The organism is Noviherbaspirillum humi (assembly GCF_900188095.1).
Classification (GTDB): domain Bacteria; phylum Pseudomonadota; class Gammaproteobacteria; order Burkholderiales; family Burkholderiaceae_D; genus Noviherbaspirillum; species Noviherbaspirillum humi.
Genome location: NZ_FZOT01000017.1, coordinates 113,144 through 128,225, shown reverse-complemented (window position 1 = coordinate 128,225; position 15,082 = coordinate 113,144). Strand labels below are relative to the sequence as shown.

General features: G+C 64.2%; 11 protein-coding genes and 1 rRNA gene. 4 read left to right on the top strand and 8 right to left on the bottom strand.

Going from position 1 to position 15,082, the window contains the following annotated elements; translation table 11 throughout:
• Both CHB88_RS20020 and CHB88_RS20015 read right to left on the bottom strand, forming a co-directional pair.
• Nucleotides 1-75: ribosomal RNA gene (locus CHB88_RS20020) — 16S ribosomal RNA — on the bottom strand; the annotation flags it as partial.
• A 530-nt stretch (nt 76-605) separates the two neighbouring features.
• Nucleotides 606-1,640 (bottom strand): RNA methyltransferase, encoded by a 1,035-nt coding sequence (locus CHB88_RS20015; RefSeq protein ID WP_089401110.1) that lies wholly within the window; start codon nt 1,638-1,640, stop codon nt 606-608.
• 76 nt (nt 1,641-1,716) lie between these two features.
• Here CHB88_RS20015 and CHB88_RS20010 point away from each other — a divergent pair, with 76 nt between their 5' ends.
• Nucleotides 1,717-2,373 carry a hypothetical protein gene (locus tag CHB88_RS20010; protein ID WP_089401109.1) on the top strand — a complete coding sequence of 219 codons (657 nt, stop codon included), beginning with the start codon at nt 1,717-1,719 and terminating at the stop codon, nt 2,371-2,373.
• A gap of 16 nt (nt 2,374-2,389) precedes the next feature.
• Here the strand turns inward: CHB88_RS20010 and CHB88_RS20005 are convergent, their stop codons facing one another.
• Genes CHB88_RS20005 through CHB88_RS19980 form a run of 6 tightly spaced genes read right to left on the bottom strand, consistent with a single transcriptional unit; the run spans nt 2,390 to nt 10,600 of the window.
• Nucleotides 2,390-3,760, bottom strand: coding sequence for a beta-barrel domain-containing protein (locus tag CHB88_RS20005; RefSeq protein WP_089401108.1), 1,371 nt, complete (start codon nt 3,758-3,760; stop codon nt 2,390-2,392).
• Nucleotides 3,750-6,284 (bottom strand): FHA domain-containing protein, encoded by a 2,535-nt coding sequence (locus CHB88_RS20000; protein WP_176442567.1) that lies wholly within the window; start codon nt 6,282-6,284, stop codon nt 3,750-3,752. The genes CHB88_RS20005 and CHB88_RS20000 overlap by 11 nt, the downstream gene beginning before the upstream one ends.
• A gap of 10 nt (nt 6,285-6,294) precedes the next feature.
• Nucleotides 6,295-7,722, bottom strand: coding sequence for an efflux transporter outer membrane subunit (locus CHB88_RS19995; protein ID WP_089401106.1), 1,428 nt, complete (start codon nt 7,720-7,722; stop codon nt 6,295-6,297).
• Nucleotides 7,723-7,759: 37 nt separating this feature from the next.
• Nucleotides 7,760-9,697 carry an HD domain-containing phosphohydrolase gene (locus CHB88_RS19990; RefSeq protein ID WP_089401105.1) on the bottom strand — a complete coding sequence of 646 codons (1,938 nt, stop codon included), beginning with the start codon at nt 9,695-9,697 and terminating at the stop codon, nt 7,760-7,762.
• Between the two features lie 42 nt (nt 9,698-9,739).
• Complete coding sequence (locus CHB88_RS19985; protein ID WP_089401104.1) at nt 9,740-10,165, bottom strand: DUF4399 domain-containing protein; 426 nt, start codon at nt 10,163-10,165, stop codon at nt 9,740-9,742.
• Between the two features lie 9 nt (nt 10,166-10,174).
• Nucleotides 10,175-10,600: a DUF4399 domain-containing protein gene (locus tag CHB88_RS19980; RefSeq protein WP_089401103.1), complete on the bottom strand. Its 426-nt coding sequence runs from the start codon at nt 10,598-10,600 to the stop codon at nt 10,175-10,177.
• A 366-nt stretch (nt 10,601-10,966) separates the two neighbouring features.
• Between CHB88_RS19980 and CHB88_RS19975 the strand changes: the two genes are divergently transcribed.
• The 3 genes from CHB88_RS19975 (at nt 10,967) to CHB88_RS19965 (ending at nt 15,065) form a co-directional block, all read left to right on the top strand.
• Entirely contained in the window at nt 10,967-12,991 is a 2,025-nt protein-coding gene (locus tag CHB88_RS19975) for an SUMF1/EgtB/PvdO family nonheme iron enzyme (protein WP_089401102.1), read from the top strand.
• A gap of 254 nt (nt 12,992-13,245) precedes the next feature.
• Nucleotides 13,246-14,277: an ABC transporter substrate-binding protein gene (locus CHB88_RS19970; RefSeq protein WP_089401101.1), complete on the top strand. Its 1,032-nt coding sequence runs from the start codon at nt 13,246-13,248 to the stop codon at nt 14,275-14,277.
• An 11-nt stretch (nt 14,278-14,288) separates the two neighbouring features.
• Nucleotides 14,289-15,065 carry an ABC transporter ATP-binding protein gene (locus CHB88_RS19965; RefSeq protein ID WP_089401120.1) on the top strand — a complete coding sequence of 259 codons (777 nt, stop codon included), beginning with the start codon at nt 14,289-14,291 and terminating at the stop codon, nt 15,063-15,065.
• Nucleotides 15,066-15,082 lie beyond the last annotated feature (17 nt).

Genomic DNA, 15,082 nt, shown 5'->3' with positions numbered 1-15,082 from the left:
GTGCTGCCGTTCGACTTGCATGTGTAAGGCATGCCGCCAGCGTTCAATCTGAGCCAGGATCAAACTCTTCAGTTCAATGCCTGTTATCTGCCATCGCTGACAGAACTGCCGTCTCCGGCAGCGTCGCTCACTCAAAATACTGACTCGATCCATCCTCCCATAGCGGGCAGATGAACCGGTATTTCTATATGAGCACTTGCTATTTCGTTTTGCAGCATCAGCAGCACAGGCATCGCTGCCCTACCGCTGACGCCGCCGCACGCTACCAAGCGCCCACACTTATCGGCTGTTAGTTGTTAAAGATCCGTCTGCTTCGGCTCGCCGCCCCAGTTTCCTGAGCGGCTTGCCGGCGCTGCGAAGCGTTGTGTTCGTCAGCAGCACTCAATTCATATTGAGCTTTTCCATCGCTTCAAGAGCGCGCCTCTTTCGATGCCGCTCTGTCTTGCTTCGCTTGCTGCGTTGCGCGACGGGAGGCGAACTATAGCAAACCGATTCTGACTCTGCCAAGGGGGTTTCGCCGGAAAACGCGAAAAATTTTTTCCTCTTGTCATAAGCACATTGGCCGACGCGCGAACCTTGGCAAATCGCCATGTCAGAGCGACAAATCACCGCGCCGGATGCAGGCGCATGACGCCTTCCTCCTCGCCGAGCGCGCGCGCCCGTAACTGGCCGCAGCCGCCGTCGACTTCCTGCGCCGCCGAGTCTCTCAACTTGGCGAGGATGCCGCGCTGATGAAGGATACGGATGATGGCCCGGCAGCGTTCTTCAGCCGGGCGCCGGAACGCGAGATCCGGAATCGTGTTGTAGGGAATGATGTTCAGCACGGCGTATTTTCCACGCAGCATTTCAACGATGCCATCAATCTCGTCATCGCCGTCATTGATGCCTTCCATCAGGGTCCACTGGAACTGCACGGGATAATCGGTTAGCCGTGCATAGGCTTCAGCGTGTTCGACGAGTTCCCGCGGTGTCATCTTCGGCGCTCGCGGCAACAGCCTTTCACGCAACGCCGGCTTGGTGGTATGCAGGGACAGCGCCAGCGCCGGCTTGACCTTGCCCTGCGGAAGCCGCTCGAAGGCGCGCGGATCGCCTACCGTCGAGAAGACCAGATTCTTGTGCCCGAAATTGCCTTCGGTGCCGAGCAGTTCGATCGCATCGAGCACATTGTTCAGATTATGGGCCGGCTCGCCCATGCCCATGAACACCACCTTCTTCACCGGCTGCCGGGCGCGAGCCAACGCTACCTGAGCCACCATTTCACCGCTAGTGAGGTGGCGGATGAGTCCGCTGCGGCCGGTCATGCAAAATTGACAACCGACTGCGCATCCTACCTGGCTGGAGATGCAGACGCCGCCGCGCGGCAGCAGCACGCTCTCCACCACTTGGCCGTCGACCAGTCCAACCAGCATGCGGGCAGCGCCTTCCTCTGCCGGGTGGATGGACAGGAGCCTTGCCATGCCTTGCCATTCCGACTCCAGCACCGGTCGTGCCTCCCGCAAGGACAGCGGCAAGTAATCCTTGGGGCGCCGCCGCCCCTGGTCGTGCGGGCGCGCCTGAATCCAATCGCGCAGGAGACGCTGTTCATGTTCCGGCTTGGCACCGAACTGCCGCATGCGCTGGCGGAGGGAATCGATTTGCATGGAACTGAATGGCGCGTCAGCGCGTTCACGAATGAAGTCTAAGGGTTGATAGGGAGAAAACAGGCGGCGCGAATCAATGTACGGAAACCTCGAAGCAGCCGGCGAGCCCAACAAGCATCAGCTAAGCGACATTGCCATGACCCACTTTGCTTCCGCGCGCCATTATCCCGGAATCCCGCTTCTCTGCCGAGCTCGGAAAGAAGAAGGCGGCCAGCTTGCCGCTAGCGCGGACCATCCGCGCCTGGTGACATATGGCCGGCTGGCTTACGACCTGCCGCCGATTGCCGCGCAAAAGCCCTACATCAAGCGATCTCTCGTTGCCACGTTGCCGCGTGACGATCTCGATCTGCTCTATCAGTGGTTCATTCAGCGTGAGTTTGGGCAAGCCATGCGATTGAACCGGCCGATGTTCGGCACTCACGTCACCATCGTGCGACACGACGAGGCCGTGCCGAACATGGCGCCATGGGGAAAGTACGAAGGGCTGGAGGTGGAGATCGAGTATGACGTGGTGGTGCGCCGCCACTTTGCCTTCTGGTCGCTGCCGGTCTACAACGACTGGTTCCAGGAAATCAGGCGCGAGCTCGGTTTGCCGCCGGCGCCCGACTTCCACATCACCATCGGGCGCCAGTTCGCATGGCAGCCTGTTCCCGTCTCGGCGCGACGAACCGCACATTCGCTGCGCATGGAACGGGCTGCTGCGGAAGCAGCGGCAAGGAGGCAGCGCGGCTGAGCGCGCATTGCCTGCCTCATCCGCCGATCTGGCGGAAAGGGTCGAGCGCGAGATCGATCATGCGCCGCTCCCGCACCACCAACTCCGCCGTCGCCGTCATGCCGTAGCGCAGCGGATAGCGCTGCTCACCGATGGTGTAGTGATCCTGGTCCAGCCTGACGCGGCCTTCATAGACCGGCTGCTTGGACTGCGCCGAAGGCTTGGTAGCGGGCGAGATGAATTCCAGCGTGCCGTTCAGCAGGCCGTAGCGCTGATAGGGAAAGGCATTGAACTTCAGCTTGACAGGCAAGCCTTCCCGCAGAAAGGCCCGATCGCGCTCGGCAATCTCGATGCGCAGCATCGGCCGCGCATTTTTCGGCGCGATTCCGCCAAGCGGCGTATTGGCCTGAATCTTGTCGCCCGACTGTGTCGATGTGACATCGGTAATCACGCCATCCACCGGCGCCATGACAAGGAGGAAGTTGTCCTTGTCGATGTTCTCGAAACGGATGCGCGCCGCCGCGTCCGCCACCAGCCGAGCGGTCTGCACCTGCAGCCGCAGCTTGTCCTCGGCGCCGGTCATTTCCCTGACCGCCGCTTCCAGTTGCAGCCTCAGCTTGGCCAGCTCCTGTCCGCTGGTTTCGAGCTGCGACCGGGCCTGGTTGAATTCCAGTCCCTGCCGGGCGCTGAGTTCGTTCAGCCGCGACTGCGCGACCCGCAGCGCATTGTCGGCCGCCTGCATGGCATTCTTCTTCGCCTCCACCTGCACCTGCGAAACGCCGCCGCCTCCGGGCAGCGAGAACAGGCGCGTGTACTTGTCGGCCTCCTCCTTGGCGGCGTCGCGCGCGCGCCGCGCATCCTCGACGTTGGTGCGGGCCTCGGCCAGCTGTGCCTGCTGTCCCGCGGCGAGTTTGGAAGTGCCTTCGGCCAGCCGCTTCTCATGCTGCCGCTCTTCCACTTCCACCTGCTGCTTCAGGGTAGCGACGCGCCGTTCCATCAGCGCCTTCCTTTCCGGGAACTGCTTCCACTCCCTCTCCGCATCCTCCAGCTTGAGCTGCGCCTCCAGCGCCTTGGTGGCGGCCTCGATGGCACCGCGCGCATTGAGCCGCGCCACGACATCGCCTTTGGATACCGGCTGCCCTTCCGACATGTAGAGATTGGCCAGCTCACCGTCTATCGGCGCGTACATGCGCCGTACTTCGGAGTCGGGCATCAGTGCGCCCGGTGCGCTGACGATGACGTCGGCATGGCCGAAGAAAGACCAGGCCAGGCCGGCAACTACCAGCGCCAGCGTGACCATCACCGCCGCCTGGATGAAGCGGCTCGGCTCCGCGCTCAGCAGGGCAATGCCTTCGGCGCTATGGTCCTCCAGGGCTTCGGTCAGGGGCTTGAGGGCTTCATTTTTCATTCGTTCCTCCCTCCAGCAGTTGCAGCTTGGCGCGGATCAGCGCCGGATTGGCGCCGGCCTGCTGCTCCTGCAGGCCGCTGCGCTGCAGGGCCGCCTCTGCGTCGATGTCGGCCTGGAACCGTTCCCACTGGGGCGGATATTCCGCCTTCAGCTGCCGATGGATGCGGATGCTGCGCGCCACGTCTTCGTGCGCGTCGCGCAGCAGCCTGGCCTGTTCCCGGAACTTCGGCGACAGCGTCGATTCCAGGCGCAGGCTGGCATCGATGCCGCCGGTTTCCTGGTAGCGGCGCCAGCGCTGCTCCGACTGCGCCACATGCTCGCGGGCTTTCGCCAGCACGGCGGCGCGGTTGGCCGTGAGTTCCGGCTCCAGCGCGCGCAAGAAATAAACGTCTTCCTCCGGATCGAGCATGCCGGCCATCTGCAGCAGGCGCTCATCCTGTCCACGGTTGCCGCGCCCTTTCTGCACCGCTGTATGCTGTTCCAGCAATGCCTGCTTGCGTGCCGTCTCGCGCGTCACCGCATCCTGCCACGAGGCGGCCTTCATCTGCTGCAATCCGCCCAGCGCGGCGCGGGCGTCGCCTTCACGCCAAGCCTTGGCCACTGGCTGATACTGGCGCAGCACATCCGGCGGCGGAAAGCGGTCGCTGCTGGCGACCGCGCGCAGCTTGGCCTGAAACGGCGGCGTGGAGAAAGACGGGTTTTCCAGCCGGACCGCCAGCGCTCCCAGCCGGCGCTCGCGGGCAGCGGCATCAATCTCGAGATAACGCTGCAAGTCATGCCGCAACTGGTCCATGCCGGCCAGCCTCGGAAATTTTTGCGCATAATCGTCCAGCACGGCGTTCAGCGCCCCTGGATTATCGCGGCCGAGTTCCGTCTCGATCGCTGCCTTTAATCGCGCCATGGCGGCCAGATAGACCGCATTGTCGCTCTGCAGGCGGCGCAGATGGCTGAGTCCGGTCGCGTAGGTTTCCCTGAATTCCGGCACGTAAGCCGCGATCTTCTCCAGTTGCCGCTGATGGGCCTGGGTATCCTGGTCCCAGTGTGCGAGCAGTGCCTGAATCTGCTCTTCCTCGGCGAAGATGCGCAGCGGCGCGCCGGCGTCGCGATGGCTGGCGGCAAAGGAATCCAGCCGCCCGAGCCACTCCAGCTCCGCCAGCATCGGCTGCATGTCCGGATTCTGCTGCCCGGCCTGCCTCATCGATGCCAGTGACTGCGCCGCGCGATCGAAATTGCCTTCCTTCTGTGCCGCGATCCAGGCTGGCAGATAGGTTTTCAGCACCGCTTCCGCGGCAAGCGAGCGCAGTTCGGTGCTGTCCGGTCGCCGGGCAAGCGCCTGGCTCGCCACCGGCACCGCTTGTTCCGCCCGTCCTGCCGCAATCAAGTCCTTGACCTCCGATTCCGGCTGCGCACCGAAGTAAGCCACGCCGGCGGCAATCGCCAGCGCCGCGGTCGCGGCCAGGGCTACCCAGCGCAGGCGGCCTTTTTCGCCGCCGCCGTCACCGAGTGCTTGCATGAATGCGGCCGCCAACGTGCCATATTTGCCGCGCGGATGGCGTTTTCCCGGTTCGACGTCGGGCGCCGCCTCCTCGGCCTCCGGAACGGCGTCCGTCTTGTTCTGCGCCTGGTCGATGCAGAAAATATTGAGAAAGGAGTCGGCCGCCGCGACGAAGGTGGTCTTGTCCGATGCCGCCGCGCTCTCCGGCGCCGCCGTGTCGGCGGCTTGCGGAGCGCCTTCGCGCACCAGCGGACTGAGCTTGGTGACGGTCGGGTCGATCTGGGCGATCTCGGTCTGCAGGCTCACCCCATAGACGAAATGGCGTCCGCCAAAGCTGATGACATCCCCGTCCTTCAGGGGCACCGCTCGCTCCTCCAGGCGCTCATCATTGACAAAGGTGCCGTTGGTGCTGCCGAGGTCTTCGATGAAAGGCGCACCGGCTTTCAGAAAAATGTGGGCATGGCGGCGCGACAGGTATTGCACCTGATGCGGAAAATCATCCTTGTAGCGGGCGAAGGCATCGTCGGCCTTGCTGATCAGGAAGGGAAACTGAGTGATCACGATAGGCTGCAGGCCGATATCTTCCCGCTGCGGCGTCAGGGTCAGGCTGACCAGCCGGGCGCTCGGCTGATGGGTGCGGGCGCGCGGTCCGAGGCTGACCTGATAGGCGAGCGCCTTGCCGAAGCAGATTTCATCGCCATCATGCAGGCGGCTGATCTTTTGCTGGATGTCGACGCCGTTGACGGTGGTGCCGTTCTTGCTGTCGAGGTCGGCAATGTAAACCGCGCCGTATTCGCTGAAGATGCGGGCATGGCGCCGCGACAGGTCGGCGGTGATCTCTGGCGCGTAGGAATCGAAGGGCGGTTCGTTGCGGCCGATGGCGAACAGGTTCTCGCCGATGAAAATATCGCCCAGCTCCGGATGCGACAGCGGCCGCAGCACGATGTCGTAATCCACGACGTGCTGGTTGAGCGCCGAGGTCCGGTCATCCGCCTCGTCGGCCGGCGGCGCCATTTTCTGGCTGAACATGGCGGCAGGCCTATCGCGCATCCTGCGCCACTTCAACGGCCGACCAGCCGCCGCCGAGCGCCTTGTACAAGGTCACCGTGTCGGACAGGATCTGCTGATGATTCGCCAGCAGCGCCAGCTGGGCGCCGAGCAGGGAACGCTGGTTTTCCAGCACTTCCAGCTGCGAGACCACGCCCTCTTTCAGCTGTGCGTTGACCTGGCGCGCGACTTGGTCGAGATTGCCGATCTGCTGCTGCAGCTCCACCCGCTGCTTCTTGTGCGCATCCAGGTTCACCAGCGAATTCTCCACTTCCTCGAGCGCGGCGATGACGGTGCGCCGGTACTGTTCTTCCGCCACGCCCGATTCCGCTTCGCTGGTCTTGACCCTCGCCTTGATACTGGGGTCCAGTATGGGGATGTTGATGCTCGGCAGCAGGCCGAAGGTAAAGGACTTGAGCAGGTCGGTAAGCGCGAAGCTGGACGATCCGCCGCGTCCGGTCAGGCTGATGGAAGGCAATTGTGCGAGCTTGGCCTGCCCCACCAGGTTGTAGGCGGAGAGCACCCGGTATTCGGCCGCCACCACGTCAGGCCGGCGCTTGAGCAATTCCGCCGGCAACCCGCCCGGCACCGGCGGCACCTGCACCCGTTCCTCAAGTCGCGCCGGCGGCACCTTGAAGTCCCCTGCCGGCACGCCGAGCAGGGTGCACAAGGCATTCCCGGCGATCTCACGGTTGCGGCCGAGTTCCAGCAAGTCGTTGGTCAGGCGGTTGATTTCGGCGCGCTGCTGCAGCACCCGCGTATTGGGCAGCAGGCCGTTCCTATGCATCGCATCGTAGGTCGACAGTATTTCCCGGTTCTTGCTCAGTGCCAGCTGCTGCTGCTCGATCTGCTGGTCGAGCTGGAGAATCTGGAAATAGGTGGTGGCGACGCCTGCCACCAGATTCAGATAGCCGGCGCGCCAGTCGGCTTCGGAGGCGCGGTATTCGGCGCTCTGGGCTTGCACGCCCTTCTCCACCTTGCCCCAGATGTCGAGATCCCAGTTGACCTGGGTGCCGAGGTTGAACTGCTTGGCGAATTTTTGCCCGGTGCTCTTTTCGAAGCTGGCGCCGGCGCCGGCATCCAGGCTGGGCAGCATGCCGGCTCGCACCTCGCCAATCTGGGCACTGGCGACGCGAATGCGGCCGGCGAGGATGCGCAGGTCGATATTCTGCTGGATGGCTCTGGCGATCAAGGCATCGAGCTGAGGATCGCGGAATTCGTGCCACCAGTCGGGGCGTATGGTCTCGGCCGCAGATATCTTGGTGTCGGGCCGCTCGGTGAAGCTGGACTTCATCGGCGCCTCCGGCCGCTGGTAGGCCGGCATGCTGACATCGGCGCAGCCGCTCAGCAATCCGGCCCAGGCAGCGAGCGCGATGCCGGCGCCGCCGGCTTTCAAGTGAAATGGGTTGGGTCGTTTCATTTGTCAATGTCCACGGTCCGGATTCCGACATCCGCAATCAGGTCGCCGACCACGCCTGCGACTCGACGAAGGCACGAAACAGATGGGTATCGAGCTTGTTTGCCCGGCACTCCGCCGCGATCAGGTCGAGCGCCTGCTCCACCGGCACGGCCTTCTTGTAGGGCCGGTCGCCGGCAGTGAGCGCGTCGAAGATGTCGCAGATGGTGAGGATCCGGGTCTGCGGGCTGATCTGCGCGCCGCGCAAGCCCATCGGATAACCGGTGCCGTCCAGTTTTTCATGGTGGCCATGGGCAATGGTCGGCACGGCGCCGAGGTCGCGGGTCCAGGGAATCAGAATCAGGAAAGAATAGGAATCGGCCACATGGGCCTCGATCTCGCGGCGTTCCTCCTGCGTCAGGCAGCCTTTGGGCACGCGCAGCGCATCGGATTCCGCCGGATACAACAGCGACAGGATCGCCTCATCATCCTCGAAGCAGGCATAGTCGAGGATTTCCTTCAGCTCGGTGCCGCCTTCGCGATAGGAGACGGAAGGCTCGTTGGCACGGCGGATCGCCTCCAGGAAGCGGTCCAGACGCTGGTACTCATCCCGCATTCCCGCCTCCATGGCCTGCTTCGCGTCGCGAAACTCGGCCATGCCCAGTTCATGCCTGCTGTGCAGCTCGACCAGGCGCCGGTAGCCCTGCCGCTCGAGACATGCACGCGCATAGCGGAAGCGCTGCTCCAGCAGCGCCATGTCGGCCGGATGAAGCTTCTTCTCCTTGCGCAGCACGTTTTCCCGAACGCCGACCTTGCCGAAGTCATGCAACAGCGCGGCATAGCGGATCTCGCGCAGCTGATCGACGTTGAAGGTGACTTGGCGCAGCTCCGGGCTGTCGGCCTGGTCCACCGCCTTGGCCAGGTGCTCGGCATAGGCAGCAACGCGGAACGAATGACCGGCGGTGACCGGATCGCGTTCCTCAATGGCTTGCACCGAGGCGCGCACGAAGCCATCCAGCAGCCGCTCGATATCGTGGTAGAGCTGAAAATTCTTCAGCGCCACCGCGGCCTCGGCGCAGACGCCGGTCAGCATCTCGAGGTCCTGCTCCTTGAAAGCATACGGGTCGGACGAGGTATCCACCTGGATCAGGCCGAGGCAATCCTCCTCCAGCAGCAGGGGCACGCACATCACGCTGCGAATGGCCTGCGAAATGATCGAATGCTGGCTGCCGAAATGGCGGTCGGACAGGGTGTCCACCGACAGCACCGAGCGCTTGTTGTCGATCACTTCATGCATCAGCGTGCGCGACAGGCGCACCTGCTGCGGATCGACGATGCCGCCGTCGCGCCGGCGCGCTGCCACCGGCACCGGCGGCTGCCCTTCGCTGTCGCGCAGCACCACGAAGGCGCGCTCGGCCAGCGGGAACAGCTCGAAGATGAAGTTCATGATCTTCTCGGTCAGCGTGGCGCGGTCCTTCACCACGCCGAGGGCGATGCTGACCTGGGCCATCGCATGCAGCTTCTGCACGATGCGCTGCATGTCCGCAGCCGACGCGTTCGGCGCCGGCTCGGCGAAGCGGGTGACGTCGGACGCTTCCACCACACGGGTGATGATGGTCGGCATGCTTTCCGGCGCCGGGGCGATCAATGAATGAAATATCACCTGCGCCGAGGCCACCGAGAACTCTTCCCCGTCCCGCAGCGGATGCCAGATGCCCGGCCGCAGCCGCTTGCCCTGCACGAAAGTGCCGTTGAAGGAATGCAGGTCTTCGACATAGTAGCGGTCGTCGCGGCGCCGGATGCGGGCGTGCCGCCGGCTCACGGTATGGTCGGGCACGCACACGACCTTGTCCGCTTCCAGCGAATCCTGTGGGTCGCGGCCGATGACCGCCTCGTCATGGATGGGAAACACCATCGGCTTGACAGCGCCCTCGGTCGTGATCTCGAGATAGCCCGTCACCGCGCCATGCTGCCTGCTGCTTTCGATCTGGTTTCTCATGTCGACTGGTCCGGGCTGCCTGGCCGCCGCGCCGCGGGAAAGCTACTTCACCGTGATCGTGATCTTTTTGGAGTGGACGGGCGGATTGTGCGGGATGTGCTTATCGTCGCCCATCAGCAGCTGCAGCGTATGCTTGCCCGGCGGCAGCTCGACCATGGTTTCGGTTTCGCCCGCGCCGAAATGCAGGTGGTTGCGGTCCGACGGGATCGGCTCGCCGAACGGCGGCAGCTCGGTGTCGATCAGCAGATGATGGTGGCCGGTATTGGCGAATTTCACGTCCTTCGGCGCCACGCCCATGTCGCGCAGCCCGAACCAGACGCGGAAAGGCTTGCCGGCGGCGATCACCTCGCCGTTGTTGGGCCAGCCGATGTAGAGATAGGCATTCGACGGGGCCGGCGTCTCGCCGGCGAAACCGAGCCGGCAAACCAGGCAGAGCAGGCCGAGGACGGCGATGGGTGACCGGTTCATGGCATCTCCTCAGCGCACGATGACGGTGATTTTCTTCGAGTAGACCGGCGGCTCGTGGGGCACGTGGTCGTGGTCGCCGAGCAGCAATTGCAGGGTATGCTTCCCGGGCGGCAGCTCGACCCGCGCCTCGGTTTCGCCCGCGCCGAAATGCAGGTGGTTGCGGTCCGACGGGATCGGCTCGCCGAACGGCGGCAGCTCGGTGTCGACCAGCATGTGATGGTGGCCGATATTGGCCATCTTTACCCCTTTCGGCGCCACGCCCATATTGCGCAGGCCCATGCGCACCCAGAACTTGCCGCCGTTGATCACGGTGCCGTCGCGCGGCCAGATGAAGTAGACCTGGGCGTCGGGCGCCGCCGTCGTCCGTTCCGCATGCAACGGCCCGGCGAATGCCGTGGCGATAGCGAAAACCGCAATCCGTGATGCTTGAATCATGGGCGACCTCCGAATGTCATCCGCCGTGTTGCCACGGCGGCACGCCAAGCATTGCGTCAGGGTGCCGGGGCTGCCGGCAAAGGGATGGCAGGAAAGATCGGCAGAGGCGCCAGCGCCGGTTCGCCGCGGCCGCTGCTTGCACCATAGGACATGCCGAGCCGGAAGTAAGCGAATTCACCGGGCTGGTTTGATATAGAACAGAATCATCCCGCCGCAACGGTTCAAAGATAGAAGCTTCCATGAACTGGCTTCATGGCGCATCGGTTTGCCCTGGGTTTCCTTGCTTCCATGCCCGGCCGTACCGGGCTGCGACTGTTGCTCCACCGTCGTTTCGGCGGACGCCTCTCGCATTTAATAAGAACCGACATGGACCTTCGACAGTTTCGGACGGGACTCCGCTTCGCCGCCGCTCTCCTGGCCTTGTGCTCCTGTCTTGCTTCATACACGGCCGCCGCAGCGCCCGCGCCAACGCCGGCGGCATCGCTCCCGTTCGACCCTTCCTCCGCACTTGCCGCTCCGGCAGCCGACGCTCATGACAGGCGCATCGCGCTGGTGATAGGCAACGGCGGCTATGCACTTGCGCCTTTGCGCAATGCGGTCAACGATGCCCGCGCCATGGCAGCGATGCTGCGCCGGCTCGGCTTCGACGTAACCCATCTCGAGGATGCGACCCAGGCCCGGATGCGCCAGGCGCTGCGCGAGTTCGGACAGCGTCTCGACGACGGCGGCACCGGCTTGTTCTATTTCGCCGGCCACGGCGCCGGTGTGGCCGGCGGCACCCGGCTGCTGCCCGTCGATGCCGCCGGCCGCGCGGCCCAAACCGGCATGGACGATGCACTCGCACTGCGGGAGATATTGAACGGCATGGCTGTGCCGCGGCCCGGCAAGCGCAACCTGGTCATCCTCGACATTTGCCTCAACAACCCCTTCGAGTCGCGCAGCGCGGGCAGCATCCCGGCGAGGGATCCGGTGCCGGAAGAAACGCTGGTCGCCTATGCCACCGCGCCAGGCGGCTTCGCGGCCGATGGTCCGCGCCATGGCACCTACACCGCCCAGCTGCTGCGGGCGCTCGGGGAGCCGGGGCTCGGGCATAGCCAGCTCTTCCGCCGGGTCGGGCTGGCGGTCCGCCACGCTACCGAAGGCAGGCAGCAGCCGTGGGTGGCATCCACCCTTTCAGCCGAGTTCCGCTTTCTGCCGCAGGACACGCCTGCGCCCGCGCTGCTCGGCAGCTCCGACGCAGACGCCGGAACGGTGATCGAATGGCGCAGCCGCGCCATCCTGCCCAAGGACAGCGACGAGCAGTTCGAGCTGAGTTTCTGGGAATCGATCAAGGACAGTACCCATGCATCGGATTACGAGGCGTATCTGAACACCTATCCCAATGGCCGTTTCGCAGCGCTGGCCAAAGCTCGCCTGGCGCGGCTGCGCGCCGCCGCACCCAAGGCGGAGCCCCCGTCGGTTACCCAGCCCGCGCCGGCCAAGGCACCGGAAAAGGCGGCGGAAAAACCGCCGGAAAAACCTGCGGCTGCGGAGAGACCCGCAATCTCCGAAAGACCCGCGCAGCGACCCAGGCAGCCGCCTCCTGCACAAGACGCGGCGCAGGCGCGGCCCGCCCCTGCGCCGACACCCGTACCGGCCGCGGTGCCGGACAGCCGCCCCGCGCCGCGCCAGGCCGGCGGCGAAATCCGCGACTGCCAGCAATGCCCGATCCTGGTCAGCATTCCGGCCGGCAGTTTCACCATGGGCAGCAATACCGGCGACCCGAGCGAAAAGCCGGCGCACCACGTCACCATCGCCAAGCCTTTTGCCATCGGCAAGCTCGAAGTCACCGTCGAGCAATGGGATGCCTGTGTCGATGCCGGCGGCTGCCCGCGCCTGGCAGGCAGTGAGCAGCGCTCGAAGAAGAGCCCGGCACGGGACATCAGCTGGGACGATGCCCAGCAATACGTGAAATGGTTGTCGCAGGTGACCGGGAAGCCTTACCGGCTGCCGACGGAAGCGGAGTGGGAGTACGCGGCGCGGGGCGGGACCGGCAGCCGCTACTGGTGGGGCGAACAGATGCGCCCCAAAATGGCGAACTGCAAGGAATGCGGCGACCCCTGGGACAAGGATGGCCCGGTCGATGCCGGCACCTTCCCGCCCAACCCCTTCGGCCTGCATGATGTCAATGGCAGCGTCTGGGAATGGGTGGCCGACTGCTGGCGCAACAACTACGCCGGCGCGCCCGGCGACGGCCGCGCCTGGGAGCAGCCCAATTGCCGCACCCGCGTCATCCGCGGCGGGTCCTGGCGGGAAGGAGCCAGCTACATGCCTTCCACCACCCGCTTCAAATACGATGCCTCGGTGCGGCAGATGCAGAACGGCTTCCGCGTTGCCCGCCCGCTGGATTGAGCGTCGGCCAGCGGCGCACCGATCAGCTTCAAGCCATTAGCCATTTCCGCCGGGCGGCCAAATCGCACTGAATCTGGGCGAGACAGCGACATCCTGCCCGGAATCAGTGCAAGTCTGGCGATGCAATGGCGAAGGGGATGCCCCTTTTTATCGCATGAAGCACCACAATCGAGTGGCATGCATATTGCTGTTGCGCAGGTATTGCCCATCGGGATGCTTGATGATTGGGCCAACCTTGCTGATACAGGAATGTAATGACCCTCTCCCGCTTCTTCCGTCATGCCGGCATCGCGCTTCTGTGCGCCACGTCCCTGCAAGCCTTCGCTCAGGAGACCAAGGTTCGCTTCCAGCTCGACTGGCGCTTCGAAGGCCCGGCCGCTCTCTTCCTGGTCGCCAAGTCCAAAGGTTACTTTGCCAATGAAAAGCTGGACGTCACCATCGACGCCGGCAACGGCTCCGGCAATGCCGTCAACCGCGTCGCTTCCGGGTCGTATGACATGGGCTTCGCCGACATGGCGGCATTGATGGAATTCGTCGGCAACAACCCCTCCGCGCCGAGCAAGCCGGTGGGGGTGATGATGGTCTACAACGACACGCCGGCCGCCGTGCTGGCGCTGAAGAAGTCCGGAATCAGGAAACCGGCCGATCTGGCCGGCAAGAAGCTTGGGGCTCCGGTGTTCGACGCCGGGCGCCGCGCTTACCCCATCTTCGCCAAGGCAAACGGCCTGAACGCATCGGCCGCCAACTGGGTGAGCATGGATCCGCCGCTGCGCGAAACCATGCTGGCCAAAGGCGATGTCGATGCCATCACCGGGTTCTACTTCACCTCGCTGCTCAACCTGAACGCCCGCGGCATCAAGGATGAAGATGTGGTGGTGCTCTCCTATCCCGATAACGGCGTGAAGATGTACGGCAATGCGATCATCGCTTCCGAGACCTTCGTCAAGCAGAAGCCGGAAGCCATCAAGGGTTTCCTGCGCGCCTTCGCCCGCGCGGCCAAGGATGTGATGGAAAACCCGGACGCCTCGATCAAGACGCTCAAGGAGCGCGACAGTCTAGTGGATGAAAAGCTGGAAGCGCGCCGCCTGAAGCTCGCCATCGCCAGTTCCATCGCCACGCCGAGCGCCAGGGCGGAGGGCTTCGGCCAGGTGACCGGCCCGCGTCTGTCGCTGATGGCTTCCCAGGTTTCGGACGCCTACAACACCAAGACCCGCGTCGATCCCAACCTGGTGTGGAATGGATCCTTCCTGCCGGCCAAGATCGAACTCAATGTCTTTCCGAAGTGAGCCGTTCTTCCGTGTTCGTTGATTTTCAAAATGTTTTTCTCGCCTACGGCGAGTCCTCCGGCTTCGCGGTGGAGGACATCACCCTGCAGGCGCGGGAAGGCGAATTCATCGCCATCGTCGGCCCTTCCGGCTGCGGCAAGTCGACCTTCATGAAACTGGCCACCGGCCTGAAGGCGCCCAGCCGCGGCACCGTGGCCATCAACGGCGAACGGGTGGTCGGCCCGCTCAAGATCGTCGGCATGGCCTTCCAGGCGCCGACGCTGCTTCCCTGGCGCACCACGCTCGACAACGTGCTGCTGCCGCTGGAGATCGTCGAGCCCTACCGCAGCAGCTTCAAGCAGAAGCGCACGGAGTATGTGGCGCGGGCGATGAAGCTGCTCAAGACTGTCGGCCTGGAGCAGTATGCGCATCAGTTTCCCTGGCAGCTGTCGGGCGGCATGCAGCAGCGTGCATCGATCTGCCGCGCGCTGATTCACGAGCCGAAGATGCTGATGCTGGACGAACCCTTCGGCGCGCTCGATGCCTTCACCCGGGAAGAATTGTGGTGCGTGCTGCGCGACCTGTGGACCGAGCGGCAATTCAACGTCATTCTCGTGACCCACGATCTGCGCGAAGCCGCCTTCCTCGCCGACACCATCTACGTCATGAGCCGCCGTCCTGGCCGCATCCTGGCGCGGCGCGAGAATCCGCTGCCGCGGCCGCGTGACCTGGAAGTCACCTATACCGAGCCATTCTCCGAACTAGTGCATGAATTGCGCGAGCATATCGGCCGTGTGCGCAACGGCTGAGCTTCACTTATCTTTTT

Excerpts from the sequence above, each read along its gene's own strand:
- CHB88_RS20005 (WP_089401108.1), bottom strand. The coding sequence starts at position 3,760 with ATGAAAAATGAAGCCCTCAAGCCCCTGACCGAAGCCCTGGAGGACCAT.
- CHB88_RS19980 (WP_089401103.1), bottom strand. The coding sequence starts at position 10,600 with ATGATTCAAGCATCACGGATTGCGGTTTTCGCTATCGCCACGGCATTC.
- CHB88_RS20000 (WP_176442567.1), bottom strand. The coding sequence starts at position 6,284 with ATGTTCAGCCAGAAAATGGCGCCGCCGGCCGACGAGGCGGATGACCGG.
- CHB88_RS19970 (WP_089401101.1), top strand. The coding sequence starts at position 13,246 with ATGACCCTCTCCCGCTTCTTCCGTCATGCCGGCATCGCGCTTCTGTGC.
- CHB88_RS19985 (WP_089401104.1), bottom strand. The coding sequence starts at position 10,165 with ATGAACCGGTCACCCATCGCCGTCCTCGGCCTGCTCTGCCTGGTTTGC.
- CHB88_RS20015 (WP_089401110.1), bottom strand. The coding sequence starts at position 1,640 with ATGCAAATCGATTCCCTCCGCCAGCGCATGCGGCAGTTCGGTGCCAAG.
- CHB88_RS19990 (WP_089401105.1), bottom strand. The coding sequence starts at position 9,697 with ATGAGAAACCAGATCGAAAGCAGCAGGCAGCATGGCGCGGTGACGGGC.
- CHB88_RS20010 (WP_089401109.1), top strand. The coding sequence starts at position 1,717 with ATGTACGGAAACCTCGAAGCAGCCGGCGAGCCCAACAAGCATCAGCTA.
- CHB88_RS19995 (WP_089401106.1), bottom strand. The coding sequence starts at position 7,722 with ATGAAACGACCCAACCCATTTCACTTGAAAGCCGGCGGCGCCGGCATC.
- CHB88_RS19975 (WP_089401102.1), top strand. The coding sequence starts at position 10,967 with ATGGACCTTCGACAGTTTCGGACGGGACTCCGCTTCGCCGCCGCTCTC.